The organism is Pseudomonas sp. CCOS 191, from assembly GCF_001007005.1.
Lineage (GTDB): Bacteria > Pseudomonadota > Gammaproteobacteria > Pseudomonadales > Pseudomonadaceae > Aquipseudomonas > Aquipseudomonas soli.
Genome location: NZ_LN847264.1, coordinates 3,000,732 through 3,018,997, shown reverse-complemented (window position 1 = coordinate 3,018,997; position 18,266 = coordinate 3,000,732). Strand labels below are relative to the sequence as shown.

The following is an 18,266-nucleotide window of genomic DNA, read 5'->3' as shown; positions in this document are numbered from 1 at the left end:
CGATCGATTAGCTGGCGGCCCGGGAAGCCGGGGCCGCGGGAAGGCTGCAGAGGTTGTTGGCCAGGTGCGCGTAGGCCAGGTCGAAGCGGGCGATGTCGTCATCGAAACCGTGGCTGCGCGGCGCCACGGCGAAGTCCTGGAACACCAGCTGGATGCAGTCGTAGCGGCTGCCGTTCTCCAGGTGCCAGGCCGGCAGGTAGGCGGTGATCGCAAAGCCCAGGCGGCGCAGGCTGGCCAGCAGCTCCAGCTTGTCGGCCAGGATCACCAGGCCGACGTACTCGGCCTGGGAATACTGACGCAGCAGCGCGCCCAGCTCGGTCAGCACGGCATGGGTCGAGACGTAACGGCCGCATTGGCCCGACAGCATCAGCGCGGCGGCCTGCGGGTCGTGGCTGTAGCTGAGCTGGCCATGGCGTTCGGCGCCGGTCGGGCCGCTGAGGTAGGTGTCCGGGTAGCTGCCGGGGGCAACGGCAAGCTGCAGGGCGGGGTAGAGCAGCCTGCGGATATAGTCGGCGGCGCGGGTGGTCACGTACCAGGGGGCGACATGGGCGAAGCCGGCCTGGGGTACGGGGTGGATGGCGGTCAGGTGATACTCGCGCAGGCCATCGACCTTGTCCGGGCCGCCGTCATGGCCCACCAGCACGGCGGGGCGGATCTTCTTCATGACGCCGTGGCTGGCGATGTTGCGGGTAATGTAGAAGCCCAGCTCCATGGGCGCTGGCCGGTGCGTCTCGAAACCGAGGCGGACCAGGCTGGAGATGGCGCCGGTCCTGCGCGCGTCAGGGTGAATCACACCGTGGCACACCTCCCACGACTGGTTCCACGGGCGGCGGGCGATGCAGCAGCAACCGGCCAGGTTGCCCTCGGCCTCGGCGACGAACCACTGCTGTTGCCCGCTGCTCATCGAGTAGCGGATGTAGGAGGAGCTCTGGCAGGGGTGGGTGGTCTGCCCATAGACCTGCTGGAACAGCGCGGCGAGGGCTTCGATATCGGTGGGGTTGGCTGGGCGATAGCGCAGTGTTTCGGTTTCCGGCAACGGCGCAACGGCCGTTTGCGGCGAACGGGTCGCAGTCATGACGCACCTTTTGTCTTTATTGAAGGCGAACGAAGGCAGTGACCGCCCAGGGCAGGTCACGGGCACGTGTCGGTTTTGGCGCTGCGGTCAGTGGCGGGGATGTCGTCGGTTGACGGCGAAGCAGGCGGGGGCGAGCAAAAGGCACGGCAGGGCGGGTTTGAACGGAGCGTCATCCGTGAGCATGGCCATTACGCAACTCCTGTACATGGCGGGGTTCTTGTCCGAGGCAAACAGAAATCCTTCCCGTTGCCAGGAAACGGACTATAGAGCCACGCCATGGGCTGTCAAACGCGCACGGAGGGTCGCCTGCGCGGCGGCCCGTATGGGTAGGCCAAGGGGCGGATCAGCCCGCCCCCGGTTTTTCGGCACGCCAGCTTCAAGGGTTGCGCTTTGTAGGCACAGGCTTACATGCAAACGCCCGTAATGAAGACTCGGCGTTCAGCTATCGCTGCCCTTGGGAAGGGCGATGATGCGTACCGGTTCGGCTTTTCCCAGGCCCGGCGCAGGCACGCGCAGAGGCTGGCCGGCAGTGCTGTAGACCTGGGTGCGAGTGGCCAGCCCGTCGACCAGGGCGCCTTGCAACGGTTGCCTGGTCGGTGGCTTGCCACGGGCCTTGAGATCGGCGATCACCTCGTCGACCAAGGCATCGATCTGCGTGCTGTCCCGGTGGTGGGCGGTGGTGATCAGGTGCGCGGTGTCGCCCGAGGTGGCCAGGCAATGGCGTTTCCATACGTTGGCCGAGGGGCAGGGGAACACCACGGTGATCGAGTTGGGATTGCGCCAGGCGTCGATCCCCGCCGCCCGCAGTCGGTCCACCGCATGCTGGGCCAGGTCCAGGCAGCGCTGAATACGTTCACGCCAGTCGTCCATGGAGCGGCTGCGCAGGGCGGCCCACATCATCAGTGGCGTGTGGCCGTTGCGCGAGCCGCTGATGGTCTGGTCGCGGGCGCTGATGTAGTCGACCTCCACCGAGATGCGTTCGACGTTGGCGCGCCGCGCCACGACGATGCCGCAGGGCATCGGCGAGCCGATCATCTTGTGCCCCGAGACGCAGATCGAGTCGATGCCGTCGGCGAACGAGTAGGGTTCGGGAGCATCGACGAAGGGCAGGATCATGCCGCTGAGTGCCGCATCGGCATGCAGGTAGTAGTCCTCCCGGCGGATGCCGGCCTGGGCCAGGCGTTGCTGGATGACGGCGATGTTGTCAGTGGCGCCGCGCAAGGTGGTGCCGATGTTGGCGAAGATGATCGGGTGGCGCTCGCCGTCGGCCGCGATCCGTGCGATCAGGTCGTCGTAGTCCATCTCGCCATTGGCCTGGGACGCCACCACCTGGGCCTTGATGCGCAGCAGGCGGACGATCTTGGCCACCGAGTAGTGGGTGTCCTGGGAGTAGTAGAGCGTGGCGTCGGGGAACAGCTCGCGGGCCAGGTAGCAGCCGAACATGTTGCCTTCGGTGCCGCCGTTGGTGACGTAGCCCCAGCTGTCCTCGAAGGGGATGTGGAACAGTTCGGCGAAGAAGCGCATCACCTCGCGCTCGAAGTCGAAGGAATTGAGCAGGTAGTTGCTGTACTCGTTCCAGTCGCCGCAGTTGTTGATGGAAAAGCGCATGAAACGGTGCAGCAGGCTGTAGTCGAAGTCGGCGGATTCGGGGTAGCCGACATTGAAGTACTGGTGGGTGAGGCAGTAGCGCCAGAACGCCTCGAGACGTGTGTGGTCGGCAGGTGAGAATGTCATGTCCAGCTCCATGGAGCGCGCCCGGCCGACCAGGGCCGGGCGCGTTGCGGGTGAAAGTCCTTGTCGGTGGCCGTGTCGGGCTCAGGCGGCCAGGGTGGCGCCGCCGTCGACCACGATGTCCTGCAGGGTCACGTGGCCGGCCTGCTCGGAAGCGAGGAACAGCACCACATGGGCGATGTCGTCGGGCGTGGCGATCTTGCCCAGGGGCACGCCGAGCTTGAACTGCTGTGGCAGGCCGTCGATCAACTGCCGTTCCGCCGCCGGATCACCCAGCATGCCGGCCAGCATCGGCGTGCGCGTCGAGCCCGGCGAGACCACGTTGCAGCGCACGCCATAGGGCGCAAGCTCCAGGCCCACGCAGTGGCTGAGGCTGACCAGCGCGGCCTTGGAGGCGCAGTAGGCGGCCATGTTCAGGCGCGGCACATGGGCGGCGTTGGAGGCGACGTTGACGATGGCGCCGCGGCGCTGGCGGCGGAACACCGGGGTCCACTGGCGCATCAGGTAGAACGGCGCGCTGGCATTGACGTCGAGGCAACGCTGCCAGTCCTCGCAGGACACCTCGTCGCTGAGCCCGAGCCGCAGCACACCGGCCACATTGACCAGCACATCGAGATACTGCGCCTGTTCCTTGAGCCGGTCGCAGACCCGTTGCACGTCGGCCGGGTCGGTCAGGTCGACATGCATCAGCGGGAACGGCACGTCGGCCTCCTCGCAATCCAGGCCAATGACCTCGGCGCCTTCCTCGACAAAGCGCTGCGCCACGCAGCGGCCGATGCCGCTGGCGGCACCGGTGACCAGCACGCGCCGGCCAGTGAAGCGGGCCATGGCCATCAGGCGGCCCCCCGCGCTTGCACCAGCGACCACCAGCCATCCAGGGTCGGCGCGTTGGCCAGCTCCTCGAAGCTGACGGCGATGCCGCGCTGCTTGAGCTCGGCGGCCAGTTTCATCACCTGCAGCGAGTCGAGGCCGTAGAAGATCAGGCTTTCCTGGGGATCGAGCTCGCTGTCGTCCTCGATCATCTGGCGCACTCGACCGTGCAGCCAGTCACGGGTGGTCACGCCCGCAGGCTGGGTCAGCAGGGTGGCGGTGTCGGTGACATGGCCGCAGCGGGTGGCCACGTACTTCAGGGCCAGGCGGTGCTCCTCCTCGGAGAAATCGGCCACCGCGTCGCCCACCAGGAAGGCCTGGATATCGTTCATGAAGGCGTCGGCGGCGGTGATCATGCAGCCGATATGGGCATACACGCCGCCGATCAGCAGTTGGTCTCGCTGCCAGCCGCGCATGCGTTCGAGCAGGTCGGAGCGCTGGAAGGCGCTGTAGCGCCACTTGGTCAGCACGGTATCGCCCGGCTGCGGCGAAAGCGCGTCGATGATCGGTTGCTGTTCGGGGCTGGCCGCGGGCAGCCCCGGGCCCCACATGGCGTTGAGCAGGGCGCGATCCTCGGGCGGCTGTTCATGGGGCTGGGCGGTGTAGACCACCGGGATGCCCTGCGCGCGAGCCCACTGGATCAGCCGCGACAGGTTGTCCACCAGCGCGGTGAGCAGGGCGCCGTCCGGCTGGTAGAAGCGCAGGAAATAGCGCTGCATGTCGTGGATCAGCAGCACGGCGCGGGCCGGGTCGGGTTGCCAGGTGGTCTTGTTGGCCGGGTAGCTGGCCGGTTGCGGCATGGGATAGTCGTGGATGGTTGGAATGGTCATGTCGGGTCCTTGGACGGTCAGGCGGTCGGGGCGACGGCGAGCAGCGCGCGCAGTTGCTTCTTGTCGATCTTGCCCACCGCGGTCAGCGGCATGGCGTCGATCAGCCGGATCCGGTCCGGGAGCTTGTATTCGGCGATGCCCAGGCCCATGAGGTGGCGGCGCAGGGCGATCGGCTTGAGTTGCGGGTTGCGCGAGACGATGAAGGCGCAGCTCTTCTCGCCGAGCAGTTCGTCGGGCAGTGCCACCAGGGCGGCGTGGGTCACGTCGGGGTGCATGACGATCAGGTTCTCGATCTCCTCCGAGGCGACCTTCTCGCCGCCGCGGTTGATCTGGTCCTTGACCCGCCCGACGACCCGCAGGTTGCCGTCGGCGCTGCGCTGGACGATGTCGCCGGAGTGGTAGAAACCGTCCTGGTCGAACACCTGGGCGTTGTGCTCGGGGCTTTTGTAGTAGCCGCAGAAGGTATAGGGGCCGCGGGTGGCGAGCATGCCCGGCTCGCCGTCGGCGACCGGTTGGCCCTGCTCGTCGAGGATGCGCACCTCGTCCAGCTCGCTGATCGGCCGGCCCTGGGTGGTGAATACCTGTTCGTCGCTGTCATCCAGGCGGGTGTAGTTGACCAGGCCCTCGGCCATGCCGAATACCTGCTGCAGCTTGCAGCCCAGCACCTCGGGAACCTGGTGCGCCAAGGCCTCGGCGAAACTGGCGCCACCGACCTGCAACAGGCGCAGGCTGCGCAGTTTGGCGGCGTGCCCGGGGGCGGCCTGCAGCCACAGGGCCACGGCGCTGGGCACCAGGGCGGCCATGGTCACGGCATGGCGTTCGATCAGGGCGAAGCAGTGCAACGGCTCCGGGTTGGCCGCCATGACGATGCAGCCGCCGGCGTGCAGCACGCCCAGGCCACCGGGGGAGCTGAGGGTGTAGTTGTGCGCCGCCGGCAGCGCGCAGAGGAAGCGCGTGTCGCTGTCGAGGGCGCAGATCTGCGCGCTGGCCCGCACGCTGTAGGCGTAGTCGTTGTGGGTGCGCGGGATCAGTTTGGGGGTGCCGGTGCTGCCACCGGACAGCTGGAACAACGCCACCTCGCCGGACGGACTGGGTGCGTAGTGGGTGCCGCGCACATCGGCGCTGGCGCTCCAGTCGTCGAGGGCATCGAGCATCAGCGTCAGCTTCGGGCGCAGGCCTTCCTTGGCCAGGTCGTCGAGGAACGCGTCATTGCGGAATACCTCATGCTCCGCCGAAGCGATCAGCAGGGCCGGCTGGATCTGCCGGGCAAAGGCGCCCAGCTCGTGCTGGCGGTGGCTGTACAGCGCATTGACCGGGGCGATGCCGGCCTTGAGCAGGGCGAACAGCACGATGTAGAACTCGGCGACGTTGGGCAACTGCACCAGCGCAGTGTCGCCCTGGCCCAGGCCGTGGGCGGCCAGGCGCGATGCCAGGTTGGAGGCACGGCGGTCCAGTTCGCCGTAGCTGATGCGGCGTTCGCCGCAGAGGATCGCCGGGGCTTGTGGCTGCACGGCGGCGCGGGCGATCAGCAACTGGCTGAGTGGCTGGTCGTTCCAGTAGCCGGCGGCGCGATAGCGCTGCGCCCGGTCCGCGGGCCAGGGGGTGAATTCGATGGTCATGGGCATCTCGGAAAGCGGGTTTGAGGTCAATGGTCCAGGCCACAGGCACGCAGCATGGTGCCGAGCTTGGTCTGCACTTCGTTCCATTCGCTGTCGGGGCTGGAGGCCTCGACGATGCCGGCGCCGGCGAACAGGCGCACGCGCTGGCCGCTGAAGGTGCCGCAGCGGATGGTCACCACCCACTCGCCGTTGCCCTGGGCGTCGCACCAACCGACCATGCCGGTGAACAGGCCACGCTCGAAGGGCTCGACGAAGCGGATCAATTGCCGGGCGCGCTCGGTGGGGTAACCGCAGACGGCGGGGGTCGGGTGCAGGCGGCAGGCCAGTTGCAGGGCGTCGATATCGGCCGAGGCCAGGTCGCCCTCGATGCGCGTGGACAGGTGCCACAACGCGGCGGTGCTGATCAGCGAGGGCCGCTCGGGGACCTGCAGGCGGCTGCACAATTCGCCGACGCGCTGGGCGATGTCCTCGGTGACCAGGCGGTGCTCGTAGTGGTCCTTCTCCGACGCCGCCAGCCATTGCGCATTGGCGCGGTCGGCCTCGGGGTCGGCCATGCGTCGCACGGAGCCGGCCAGAGGATTGCTGACGAAGGCGCTGCCATGCTTGTGCACCAGCAGTTCCGGGCTCACCCCCAGCAGGGTGGAACCGTCGGCCAGGGGCACGCGGAAGTGGTAGCCCTCGCGGTTCAGTGCCTTGAGGTTGGCCTGCACCTGGGCCGTGTCCACGGGCTCGGCAAAGTGCAGTTCGCGCTGCACCGAGAGCACGGCCTTGCGCACATCGCTGTGCTGGAAGTTGACGATGGCGTGACGCACGGCGCGCTTGAAACCGTGTTCGTCGGGGATGTTGGCCTGGCTGAGCAGAGCAGGCAGCGAGCCGGGCTGTACAGGAGCCGCGGCGCGCGCCTGCCAGGTATAGGCCTCGGGCACGTACAGGCTGGAAGCCTGGGTGGTGTCGAAGGGGATCGCGCCGACCACGATGGGATTTTCCTGCCCGGCCTGGCGGGCGCGTTCGAAGGCCTGGTCGATGCTGCGCCGCAGTGCACCACCGGCCAAATGGCTGCCGTGGGCCGCGGTGTCGATGCGTTCGCGCAGGCCGCTGACGCTCAGCTCGCGCTCGCCGGATGTGAATGAAAAGCTCGAATCCTCTTGGTTGAGCGGCATGGTGTCCCTGTCTTGCAAACGCAGGGTGCCTGTCTTCATGGGTTGCCTCCTTGGCGATGGGTGAGAAAGAAAACCTTGAAATATAATCATTCTCGTTAGTAAATATGAGGACGCGAAACACATGGATTTGTCAACTACGCGGGTAAGCGATGAGAGAGTTAACTTCGATGCAGGCCGCCTGTTGGATCGGGCGGGATGCACATGCGGCACTGGGTGGCGTCAGCGCGCACCTGTATGCCGAGTTCGATGGCCAGGCCATCGATGTGGCGCGCCTTGTCGGCGCACTTGAGGGGCTGTACCGGGCGCATCCGATGCTCAGCCTGCGCATCGACGAGCAGGGGCTACAGGCCATCGACGAAGCACAGCGCGCCCATCTGGAGCTGGAGGATTTCAGCGATCTGGATGGTCCAGCCGTGGAGCGGCACCTGCTGGAGAAACGTCGCCAGTGGAGCCACCAGCGCCTGGACCTGGGTGCTGGCCAGGGTGCGCGCTTCGGCCTGAGCCTGCTGCCGGGCAATGCCAGCCGGCTGCACGTGGACACCGACATGATCGCGGTGGACCCGTCGAGCTTCCGGGTGCTGATGGAAGACCTGGCCCGGCTGTACGACACCCCAGGCACCGCGCTGCCGACCACGCCGAACTACTTCGACTGGCTGGACCAGGTGCGTGCCGATGCCGACCTGCGTGCCGCCCGCAGCCGCGACCGCGCCTGGTGGCGAGCACGCCTGGCGCAGATCGCCCCGGCGCCCTCGCTGCCCTTGCTCCCTGCGGGGCCGGCACGCAGCGAACGCTTTGCCGCTCGCCTTGAACCTGCGCAGTATCGTGCCTTGCAGCACGCGGCGCGCGCACAGCGGATCACCTCATCGGCGTTGATGCTCGGGCTGTTCGCCACCGCGCTGGGTGAGCACACCGGCGATCGGCGCTTGCGCCTGAACGTCCCGGTGTTCTGGCGCGAACCGCTACTGGAGCCTGTGCAACGCATCGTTGGCGAGTTCGCCAACCTGGTGCTGGTGGACGTCGACTTCACGGGTGTCGCCAGCCTTGCCGCGCTGTGCCGGGATCTGCATCGGCAACTGGTGGAGCGCCTGGCGCACAGCGCCTATCCGGGCGTGGACCTGATGCGCGACCTGTCGCGCCATCACGGTACGCCGCAACTGGCACCGGTGGTATTTACCGCAGGGCTGGACCTGCCTGGCGGCGAGCTGTTCTCCGAACGGGTGAGCCGGGTGTTCGGGCCGATGGACTGGGTGATCTCCCAGGGCCCGCAGGTGGCCCTGGACGCACAGGTGGCGCGGGCCGACGGTGGCCTGCTGATCAATTGGGACGTGCGCCTGGACGCATTGCCCGCTGACTGGGTCCAGGCCCTGTTCGAGCGCTTCATCGCCCTGGCTGTGGCGGTGGCTGCCGACACGGGCGCGCTGCACCAGCCATTGGCGATCGCGGCGAGCCGGGATCGACCACTGAACGCCCTGCAACAGGCTTACCTGCTGGGGCGTGGCGAGCATCTGCCGCTGGGCGGCGTGGCCATGCAGGAGTTCCGCGAGTATCGCGGGCGCATGGACCTGGCGCTGCTGCGCAGCCGCCTCACGGACATGGTGCGCCGCCACGACAGCCTGCGTACTCGCATCGATGCCCAGGCATTGACCCAGTCGAGAAGCGACCAGGTGCAGGTCAACCTGGACGTGATCGACCTGCACGGGTTGACGGCCGAGCAGGCTCAGGCGCAGCTCGAGGTCCGTCGCGAGGACTATGCCCATGCGCTATTCGACCTGGTCGGGCCGCCCTGGAGTGTCACCGCCTTCCAGTTGCCACAAGGCGAGTTGGTGGTGTTCGTGCGCTTCGATGCACTGATCCTGGATGGACGCTCCATCGCTACCTTGATGGTCGAGTTGTTCGACGGCCACTGCCAGCCGCTGACGGCCAGCGAGCCGACAGCGGTTGTCGAAGCGCAGAGCGAGGTGCGCAAGGCCGATGCCGAGTATTGGAAGGCAAAGCTCTCTGAGATCGACGGCGCGCCAAGGCTGCCGTGGCGCCAAGCCTTGGACAAGGTCGGCGTGGCCCGATACGCCCGCCAGCGCCAGGTAATCTCCGCCCAGGCGTTCAAGGCACTGAGCCGCGCCGGTGCGCGTGAGGGGCTGTTCAAGAACTCGACGATCATGGCCGTGGTGCTGGAAGTGCTCGGCCACTGGCTCGATGAAGGCAGCCTGTGCGTGGCGGTCCCGGTGGCGCCGCCGCAGGACGGCGCATTTGCCAACCGCTCCAGCTTCATCGCCATCGATTGGCAGCGCGGCCTGCCCAGCCTGGCCGAGCGCGCCAAGCGCCTGCAGGCCGATGTGCTGGAAGGCTTGCAGCATCTGGCGTTCTCCGGCGTGGACCTGGCCCGCCTGCTGTACGACAGCAACGGCCCGGGCCCGGCGCTACCGGTGGTGCTGACCAACGGCCTGTCCTGGCCGGTGGGCGCGGTAGATGGCCCGATGTCCCTGAGCGCGGGCTTGACCCAGACGCCGCAGGTGGCCATGGACATCCGTTTCTGCAACACCGCCGAGGGCGGGCTGGCGTTCGAGATCGACTATGCCCGCGAAGCAGTCGATGGCCGCTGGGTCGGGCGGTTGCTCGCGGCCTTGAACCAGGCGGTGGCGCAATTGGCCGGGCAGGCGGCATTCGAAGTCCACGCACGGCAGTTCATCGACCTTGGCCACTACCGCCTGAACAGCAGCGAGGCGCAGGCCGAGCCGGTCGATTTCCTTGGGCGCATCGCCCACAACCTGTTCGGCCCGGACAATGGACGCATCGCCTTGCTGCATGGCGAGCGGCGCATCAGCTATGCCGAACTGGGGGAGGGTGTGAAGCGCATTGCCGGGGCATTCCAGGCCCGCGGGCTGCGCCCCGGCCAGGTGGTCGCCATTTGCCTGCCACGCGGTCCTGAGCACACCATGACGACCCTGGCCTGCGCGCTGAGCGGGCTGGTCTGGGTACCGATCGACGCGGCGGCGCCCGAGGAGCGCCTGCGCTATCTGCTGGACAACTGCCAGCCGGCACTGGTGGTCGACGCCGTCGCGCCACTGCTGGCCAGCCCTCCGGCAGCCCTGGACCTGTCGGGGCTGGCGGCCTTGTCGGCGAGCACCGCGCCGGCCTACTACCTGTACACCTCCGGCACCACTGGCAAGCCCAAGTGCGTGGTGCTGAACAACCGCGCCACCGCCAACGTCATCGGCAGCACCTTGGCGCAGTGGCAGGTCAGCCGCGACGATGTGTTCATCTCGGTGACCCCGCTGCACCACGACATGTCGCTGTTCGACGTGTTCGGCAGCCTGTGCGCCGGGGCGGCGCTGGTGCTGCCCGAGCCCGGCGAGGAAAAGGATGCGCTGCGCTGGAACCAGTTGGTCAGACAGCACGGCGTGAGCCTCTGGTGCTCGGTGCCGGCCATCCTCGAAATGCTCCTGGCCTGCCGTCAGGGTGATGGTCTGCGCAGCCTGCGCCTGCTGGCCCAGGGCGGCGACTACATCAAGCCGGCGGTGATCGCCGAACTACGCGAACAACTGCCCGAGGCGCGCCTGGTGTCCCTGGGTGGCCCGACCGAGACCACCATCTGGAGCATCTGGCACGAAATCGGTGAACAGGACCGCGACAGGGTGCCCTATGGTCGGCCACTGCCGGGCAACCGCTACTGGCTGCTGGACGAGCACGGCGCGCATTGCCCGCAGGGCGTCGCCGGGCGTATCCACACCAGTGGGGTGGGCTTGGCCTTGGGCTACCTGGAGGACGGCGAGCTGGTGCAGAACGACTTCGTCGATGTGCTCGACGAGCACGGCGCGCCAGTGCGTGCCTTCCGTACCGGTGACCGTGGCCGCTACCGCGAGGACGGCGTGCTGCTGTTCGACAGCCGGGTCAATGGTTACGTGAAGGTACGCGGCGTGCGGGTGTCGCTACCGGACATCGAGATCGAGCTGATCCGCCATCCGGCGGTGCAGCAGGTGTTGGTAGTGGACTATGGCGACACGCAACAGGGCGAGGCCTGCGTCGGCGCGCTGTATGTAAGGCGCAACGGTGCGCCGCCCGGCGCCGTGGCGTTGCGCGAGCATGCCCGGGCCCTGCTGCCGCAGTCCCATGTGCCCACGCGGTTCGTCGAGGTCGACGCCTTGCCGTTGACCGCCAACGGCAAGCCGGACCGCAGGCTCGCCCGCGCCTTGCTTGAAGGTGACACGGAGCAGGCGCCAATACCGGCGGCTGTGCCCAGCGACCCGCAGCGTCATGCCCAGGTGCTGGCGATCTACCAGCAGGTGCTCGGCGCCACGCAGCCGGCCAGGGATTTCCTGGCCATGGGCCTGCGGCCGCAGCACCTCAAACCGCTGGCAGCGCGCCTGGGCGAAGCCTTCGCGGTGCGCCTGTCGCCCGCGCAGTTGCTGCCGTGCCGCACGGTGGAAGAGGTCGAGCGCCTGCTCGTCACCGCCCCCGTGTGAAACCACCGGCCTGAATCAATCGCCCTGGGCCTGGCCCGGGGCGCCAATCATCGTTCTTGGGAAATCATCGAGCATATGGACATCGCACACCTGGATATCGCCGGCATCGGCATCGGACCGTTCAACCTGGGCCTGGCCGCGCTGCTGTCGCGCCACCCGCACCTGAGCTGCGCGTTCCTCGAGCGCAAGGCGCAGTTCCGCTGGCACGAGGGCCTGCTGCTGCCCGGCACCACCTTGCAGGTGCCGTTCCTGGCCGACCTGGTGACCCTGGCCGACCCGTGTCACCCGCTGAGCTACCTCAATTACCTGCACCAGCACGACCGCCTGTTCCAGTTCTACTACTACGACCACTTCCAGGTGCCCCGGCGCGAGTATGACCACTATTGCCGCTGGGCGGCGGGCCAATTGCCGGGCTGCCATTTCGGCGAGGAGGTCACGGGCGTGCGCTACGACAACGCCAGTGAACGCTTTGTCATCGACAGCGTGTCGGTGCCGGGTCTGGAGCGGCGCTACAGCAGTCGCGACCTGGCCATCGGCCTCGGTACCCGGCCATGGTTGCCGGCCTGGGCGCAAACCCGCACCCACGCGCCGCTGTTGCACTCGGCGGAGTTCGGCAAGCGTCAGGGCGAGCTGGAGCAGTGCCGGCGCGTGGTGGTGGTCGGCTCCGGACAGAGCGCCGCGGAGTGCGTGCTGGCGCTGTTCAACGCGCTGACCCCGGAGCAGGTGGAGGCGGGGGCGTCGATCCACTGGATCACCCGCTCGGGAGGCTTCCACCCCATGGAGTACTCCAAGCTCGGCCAGGAGTGTTTCACTCCGGCGTACATGAACTACTTCCACACCCTGGCGCGGGACAAACGCCGGGAGATCGTCGCCCAGCAGGGCCTGTTGTACAAAGGCATCAGCTTCTCGACCATCGGCGCGATCTACGACCTGATCTACGAACGCTCCATCGGTGGGCGCGAGCCTGGGCTGACGCTGCTGTCCAGCTGTGACGTGGAGACGGTCGAGGACCTGGGCTCGGCGGGGCTGCGCATGACCTTCCGGCACAGCCAGCTGGAGCAACGGGCAACGCTGGAAGCCGACGCGATCGTCGCGGCGACCGGCTATGCCCATGCCTGGCCGCAGTGGTTCGAGCAGCTCAAGGGTTCGGTGCTGGCCACCGACGCGCACGGCGACTGCATCGTCGGCGAGGACTTCACCGCGCAGCGTTGCGATGGCGGCAGTGGCCGGGTGTTCGTGCAGAACGCCGAGATCTTCCAGCATGGCGTCGGTTCGCCGGACCTGGGGCTGGGGCCGGTGCGTAATGCAGTGATCGTCAACCAGTTGCTGGGCCGGGCGCAGTACCGGGTGCCGCAGCGCTCGTCGTTCCAGCGCTATGGGTTGCCGGAGGGGTGATTGGCGTTTGGGCTGCGAGGTGTTCGCCGGGAGGGATGTTGCGCCTATGAAATCGAGCGCCGCCCGCGCGGCGCATCGCGGATGAATCCGCTCCTACATCTGTTGCAACGTACCGAACCTGTCAGGCCATGGTTGCCAGCCTTGGCGCATGTCTTGAGACAAGTGGGGCGGCGGCAATGCCCACCGAAAAATCGCGTCGAGCGCACAAGGCTTACAACCATGGCCTATCAGGCGTGGCCACGTTGCAACAAATGTAGGAGCGGATTCATCCGCGATGCGCCGCGCGGGCGGCGCTCGATCTTGAAGGCGCTGAAACTCCTTCGCCGGACACATCGCAGGCGGCGCTCGATCTCACAGGCGCCGCCCACCTTGAACTACAACACCACCGCAGCCAAAGCCCGCCGGCCGCCATCCACCTCGGCCAACACACCGAACGCCGCCGAAATCATCGCGCACAGGCGCTCGACCTGGGCACCGCTGTAGCGCTCGCTGCGGTAGGTGATCACCAGGCGCAGCGAGCGCTGGCCATCGAACACATCTTCCATGATCTCGAACTGCAGGCCGAACATCGACTCGCTCTTGTCCGGGTCAATCTGCTTGTAGCGGATAGCCCGGCCATCGGGTGCCTGCAGCGCGCCATTGAGGGCGTTGTTGGCGTGGATCTGCACATACACATCGAACATCAGGCCCTCGGCGGGGGTCATGCCCAGCGCCTGCTGGATGGTCTCCATGGGTACGTCGGCATAAGCCATCGAGTCGTTGATCATCCGCGTCACCTCGCCCAGCAACTCGGCCAGCGACTGTTCGGGGGCGAACTGCACGCGGTGGGCGACCATGGTGGTGAAGTAGCCGACGGTGTCGAAATACGCAGGGTCGGTGCGCCCGGACGCCGAGGTGCCAATCACCAGGTCCGAGAGGTTGCCGAGCTTGTGCAGCGACAGGGCGATGGCGGTGTAGATCACGCTGAACAGCGATGACTGATGCAGCCGGGCACTGGCGCCCAGTTGCTCCAGCATGCCAGGTTCGGGACGCAGCTCCAGCCAGCGCGCACGCGTGGTCGCCTGGTCGGCGGGCAGCAGCGTGGCGTCATCGCAGGCGGGCAGGGCGAGGCCGCGGGTGGCGTCGCGTAGCAGCCCAGTCCAGTACGCCAGGTGGCGTGGATTCGGGCCCTGGGCACTCTGGGCCAGGGCGAATTCGTGGAAGGTGCGCGCCGCCGCGGGCCATTGCGGCGCCCGGTCCTGGGCGCGGGCCAGGTAGGCCTCGGCCAGTTCGGCCATGATCACGTTCAGCGACCACTCGTCGATGGCCATGTGGTGGACCAGGAACGACAGAACCTGGTGGCCACTGTGCGGGTCACGCAGCATGCGCAGCCTGAGTGGCAGTTCGCGGGCCAGGTCGAAGCGGTGCTTCGCCTCGCCGGCCAGGCTCGCGCCGGCACTTTCGGCGCTGTTCCAGAACCACTTGAAACGGCCCAGCTCGGCCAGCGGCACGATGCGCTGGCAGGCGTCGTCGCCCTCGCCATGGTAAGTGGTGCGCAGGCTGGCATGGCGCTCCAGCAGGTCAGTGAAGGCCTGCTGCAGCAGCGCTTCGTCCACCGGGTCGTGGAAGTCCAGGGCAAAGGGCAGGTTGAAGATGGTGCCGTAGTCGAAGGCCGCGCAGGCGCGCCACAACGACGCCTGGGCCAGGGCCATCGGCGCTTGCTGGATATCCCCGGCCTGGTCGCTGGCCTGGCTGGCTTGCCCTTGGCTCAGCTTGGCGCGGCTGGCCAGCGCCGACGCGCTGGGCGAAGCGAAGAAGTCGCTGAAGCGCAGTTCGATGCCATGCTCGCCCTGCAAGCGCCCGATGATCCGGGTGGCCAGCAGCGAGTGGCCGCCCATGTCGAAAAAGTCATCGTCGAGGGTCATGCCAGGCTCCGCCAATGCCTGGCGGAACGCGTCGAGGATGCGTTGCGCGATGTCCGTCGAAGGCGCCTGCGACAACGGTTCGAGCACCAGTGGCTGGTCGCCGGCCTGGGCGTCATAGGCGGCGCGGATGCGTTCGAGCAGGGCTTGCGGCGACTGGCGCAGCACCGCATGGCAGAGCAGACCGAGCGCAGCCTGGTGATCGCCGGCCAGCAGCAGGGCCTCGAATGGCGGCTGCGTGGTGGAGTCCCAGGGCGCCGCCTGGCGCGCCCGCAGCAAGGCGTCCATGCCCTCGGCCGCGCTCCGTTCGATACGCAGGCACGGGTACCAGCCGGGTTCCTGGGTCTTGTACAGGTCGCCGTCGTCGCTGAAGTGGTAGCGGCTGTTCAGGCCCGGCGTGGCTTCGACCACCGCCTGCACGGCCAGGGCCAGCAGCGACAGGTCGGCCTGGGGGCTAAGACGCCAGGCGCCCAGTTGCCGGTGCAGCTGCTCGGGTTGCTGCTGCTGGGCGAACCAGGCGAGTTCTTCGTGTTCATCCAGGGCCTGGGGCGAGGGTGGGGTGGTGTTGCGTTCCAACATGGTTAGCTTCCTGCTGTTCGATCGATCAAGGCCCGCGTCGGCCTTCACTGCCATCCGTGGATCGCGGTGAGTGGCCGCGCAGAGGGTTCGCACCACCAGGGTGCATTGCGTGAATCCCGAGGATTCGTTATGGTGAGAAAGATGCAAATAATTATCATCTAGATTGGCGCACGTCAAAGGAAGCCGTCTGGAATGCACCACGCTCAGGGAGAGGTACCGTGGACAACGGAACGTTCGCGCTTCGTCAACAGCTGCAACAGCTGTATCAGGATCATCACGGCTGGTTGTGCGAGCTGCTGCGCCGCAAGCTGGGCAACGCGGTGGACGCGGCGGACCTGGCCCACGATATCTACCTGCACCTGATGAACAAGGGCCAGGTGCCGACGGCGGAACAGTCGCGCTGCCACCTGACGCAGATCGCCAACGGCAAGGTCATCGACCTGTACCGCCGCCGCCAACGTGAAACCCGCTACCTCGAGGACCATGGCCTGCAGCCCGAGCCGCGGGTGCCGTCGGAAGAGGCGCGAGCGCTGGTGGTCGAGGCCCTGGGTGCGATCGACAGCGCCCTGCAAAGGCATTCGCCCAAGGCCCGCCAGGCCCTGCTGCTGTGCCGGCTCGACGGCATGGCCCATCGCGCCATCGCCGCCGAGTTGCGGGTATCGGTGTCCTCGGTCGAGAAGTACATCGCCGCCGGCGTGCGCACCTGCAGGCGCTACCGCATCGGCAGTGGCGCCTGAGTGTGGGCATTGTTTTTTGCGGTTTTGCCCGCCTCGAGCGGAATACAGGTTGAGAAGGACTGGCGGGCTGGGCGCCCAAGTGGCTGCCCGGCCTGCTCTTCGTGCTGAAAAGGAGCATTCATGAGTGTTGAACAAGGGGTGGCGGTGCAGCAGCCCGCCAAGGGGCCGGTCGCCGCAGTGCTGGCACCGATTCGCGGGCGCTTGATCGTCGCCGGGTTGCTCGCCGCGCTGGGCGCCATGCTCAGCCTGGCGCCCCTGGCCGCGATCGCCGAGGTCGCCCGGCTGGCGTTCGCCGAAGGGCAGGGCGTCGCGCAGGCCTGGCCGGTGATCGTGCTGGGTCTGGGCTGCCTGTTCGTCGGCATGGCCCTGATTTCGCTGGGCGACCTGGTGGCCCACCTGGCCGACAACCACATCACCGGCACGCTGCGCCTGGCAATCATCCGCCGCCTGGCACGGGTGCCGCTGGGCTGGTTCACCAGCCGCGCCTCCGGCGAGGTGAAGCAGGCCATGCAGGACGATATCGGCATCCTGCACAGCCTCACCGCGCATTTCTACACCACCCTCGGGCGCAGCGCCGGGGCAGTGCTGGCATCGATCGTCTACCTGTTCGCCATGGACTGGCGCATGGCGCTGGTGTCGATGCTGCCGTTCCCGCTGTTCTTCCTGTTCTTCGCCCGTGCCCACCAGGCCAGCGCCCGCAACATGCAGGCCTTCGGCGCCGGCATGGGGCGGATCAACCAGGCGGTGGTCGAATTCGTCAACGGCATCCCGGTGGTCAAGGCCTTCGGTGGCCAGCGCAAGGCGCATGGCAGCTACCGCGAGGCGGTGGACGCCTTCGCCGCGGCCTTCACCGACTTCACCCGGCCGCTGGTCAGCGCCATGGCCAATGCCAACGCGATGATCGCGCCGGTGTCGGTACTGGGCGTGGTGCTGGCGTTCGGCACGCTGTTCGTCGGCCTGGGCTGGATCACCCCGGTGCAGGTGCTGCCGTTCGCCCTGGTGGCGCCGGGCATCTGTGCGCCGCTGCTGTTGCTGGCCTATATCACCCACGACCTGAACAACGCCACCGGTGCCGCCCAGCGCGTGCAGGCGCTGCTGAACACGGCGGTGCTGGAGACCGACGGCCAGGGCGCCGGCAAGCTGCCGACCGATGCGCGCATCGAGGTGCAGGGCCTGGGCTATCACTACGACCCGCGCAACCCGGTGCTGAGCGAGGTCTCGTTCACCCTGGAACCGGGCACGGTAACAGCGGTAGTCGGCGCCTCGGGCGCCGGCAAGTCGACCCTGGCGCGCCTGCTGCTGCGCTTCTTCGACCCCAGTGTCGGGCGTATCACCCTGGGCGGGGTCGACCTGCGACAGATCGACAGCGCGCAACTGTACCGGCGCATCGGCTTTGTCCTGCAGGACGTGCGCCTGATCCATGCCAGTGTGCGCGAGAACATTGCCCTGGGCCGGCCTTCGGCGAGCCAGGAGCAGATCGAGGCGGCGGCGCGGATTGCCAATATCCACGAGCGCATCCTCGCCCAGCCGCGTGGCTACGACGCGGTGATCGGCGAGGACGTGCAGTTCTCCGGCGGCGAGCTGCAACGGCTGAGCATTGCCCGCGCGGTGCTGCTCGACCCGCCGGTGCTGGTACTCGACGAGGCCACCGCGGCGGCCGACGCCGAGAACGAAGTCAAGCTGCAACAGGCGCTGTCGCGCTTCGCCCGGGGGCGCACGCTGCTGGTGATCGCCCATCGCCTGGACACGGTGATGCACGCCGACCAGATCCTGGTGCTGGACCAGGGCACCGTCGCCGAGCGCGGCAATCACGACGAACTGCTGGCCCGTCGCGGGCTGTATGCCCGCTTGTGGGCCGCCGGCGGCTATGCGAAGACGCGGGCGACCGCGCAGGTGGAGGAGCACTGAT

At 67.6% G+C, this 18,266-nt stretch carries 11 protein-coding genes; 4 read left to right on the top strand and 7 right to left on the bottom strand.

Annotated features, from left to right (window positions below):
- Positions 1-7: 7 nt before the first annotated feature.
- The 6 genes from CCOS191_RS13325 to CCOS191_RS13300 all read right to left on the bottom strand — a co-directional run bounded on the left by CCOS191_RS13325 (position 8) and on the right by CCOS191_RS13300 (position 7,324).
- Positions 8-1,075, bottom strand: a complete 1,068-nt coding sequence (locus CCOS191_RS13325) for a GNAT family N-acetyltransferase (RefSeq protein ID WP_046855613.1) — start codon at positions 1,073-1,075, stop codon at positions 8-10.
- A 438-nt stretch (positions 1,076-1,513) separates the two neighbouring features.
- The gene (locus tag CCOS191_RS13320; protein WP_082120420.1) at positions 1,514-2,809 is read right to left on the bottom strand and encodes a histidine decarboxylase; all 1,296 of its coding nucleotides are present in this window, start codon (positions 2,807-2,809) and stop codon (positions 1,514-1,516) included.
- Positions 2,810-2,890: 81 nt separating this feature from the next.
- Positions 2,891-3,673 (bottom strand): 2,3-dihydro-2,3-dihydroxybenzoate dehydrogenase, encoded by a 783-nt coding sequence (dhbA, locus tag CCOS191_RS13315; RefSeq protein WP_442963645.1) that lies wholly within the window; start codon positions 3,671-3,673, stop codon positions 2,891-2,893.
- Positions 3,640-4,506 carry an isochorismatase gene (locus CCOS191_RS13310; protein ID WP_023632374.1) on the bottom strand — a complete coding sequence of 289 codons (867 nt, stop codon included), beginning with the start codon at positions 4,504-4,506 and terminating at the stop codon, positions 3,640-3,642. The genes dhbA and CCOS191_RS13310 overlap by 34 nt, the downstream gene beginning before the upstream one ends.
- A 17-nt stretch (positions 4,507-4,523) precedes the next feature.
- Positions 4,524-6,125 carry a (2,3-dihydroxybenzoyl)adenylate synthase gene (locus CCOS191_RS13305; protein ID WP_046855612.1) on the bottom strand — a complete coding sequence of 534 codons (1,602 nt, stop codon included), beginning with the start codon at positions 6,123-6,125 and terminating at the stop codon, positions 4,524-4,526.
- Positions 6,126-6,151: 26 nt separating this feature from the next.
- On the bottom strand, positions 6,152-7,324 hold the full coding sequence (locus CCOS191_RS13300; RefSeq protein WP_046855611.1) for an isochorismate synthase: 1,173 nt from the start codon (positions 7,322-7,324) through the stop codon (positions 6,152-6,154).
- Positions 7,325-7,452: 128 nt separating this feature from the next.
- Here CCOS191_RS13300 and CCOS191_RS13295 point away from each other — a divergent pair, with 128 nt between their 5' ends.
- Positions 7,453-11,745, top strand: coding sequence for an amino acid adenylation domain-containing protein (locus tag CCOS191_RS13295; protein WP_231867430.1), 4,293 nt, complete (start codon positions 7,453-7,455; stop codon positions 11,743-11,745).
- Positions 11,746-11,820: 75 nt separating this feature from the next.
- A complete protein-coding gene (basC, locus tag CCOS191_RS13290) occupies positions 11,821-13,140 on the top strand; it encodes a putative histamine N-monooxygenase (protein ID WP_046855609.1) in 1,320 nt (439 codons plus the stop codon).
- Between the two features lie 374 nt (positions 13,141-13,514).
- Here the strand turns inward: basC and CCOS191_RS13285 are convergent, their stop codons facing one another.
- On the bottom strand, positions 13,515-15,620 hold the full coding sequence (locus CCOS191_RS13285) for a condensation domain-containing protein (RefSeq protein ID WP_046855608.1): 2,106 nt from the start codon (positions 15,618-15,620) through the stop codon (positions 13,515-13,517).
- A gap of 218 nt (positions 15,621-15,838) precedes the next feature.
- On the opposite strand from CCOS191_RS13285, the gene CCOS191_RS13280 reads away from it, so the two are divergent.
- Positions 15,839-16,357: a sigma-70 family RNA polymerase sigma factor gene (locus CCOS191_RS13280; RefSeq protein WP_046855607.1), complete on the top strand. Its 519-nt coding sequence runs from the start codon at positions 15,839-15,841 to the stop codon at positions 16,355-16,357.
- 120 nt (positions 16,358-16,477) lie between these two features.
- Positions 16,478-18,265 (top strand): ABC transporter ATP-binding protein, encoded by a 1,788-nt coding sequence (locus tag CCOS191_RS13275; protein ID WP_046855606.1) that lies wholly within the window; start codon positions 16,478-16,480, stop codon positions 18,263-18,265.
- The last annotated feature ends 1 nt before the right edge of the window (position 18,266 follow it).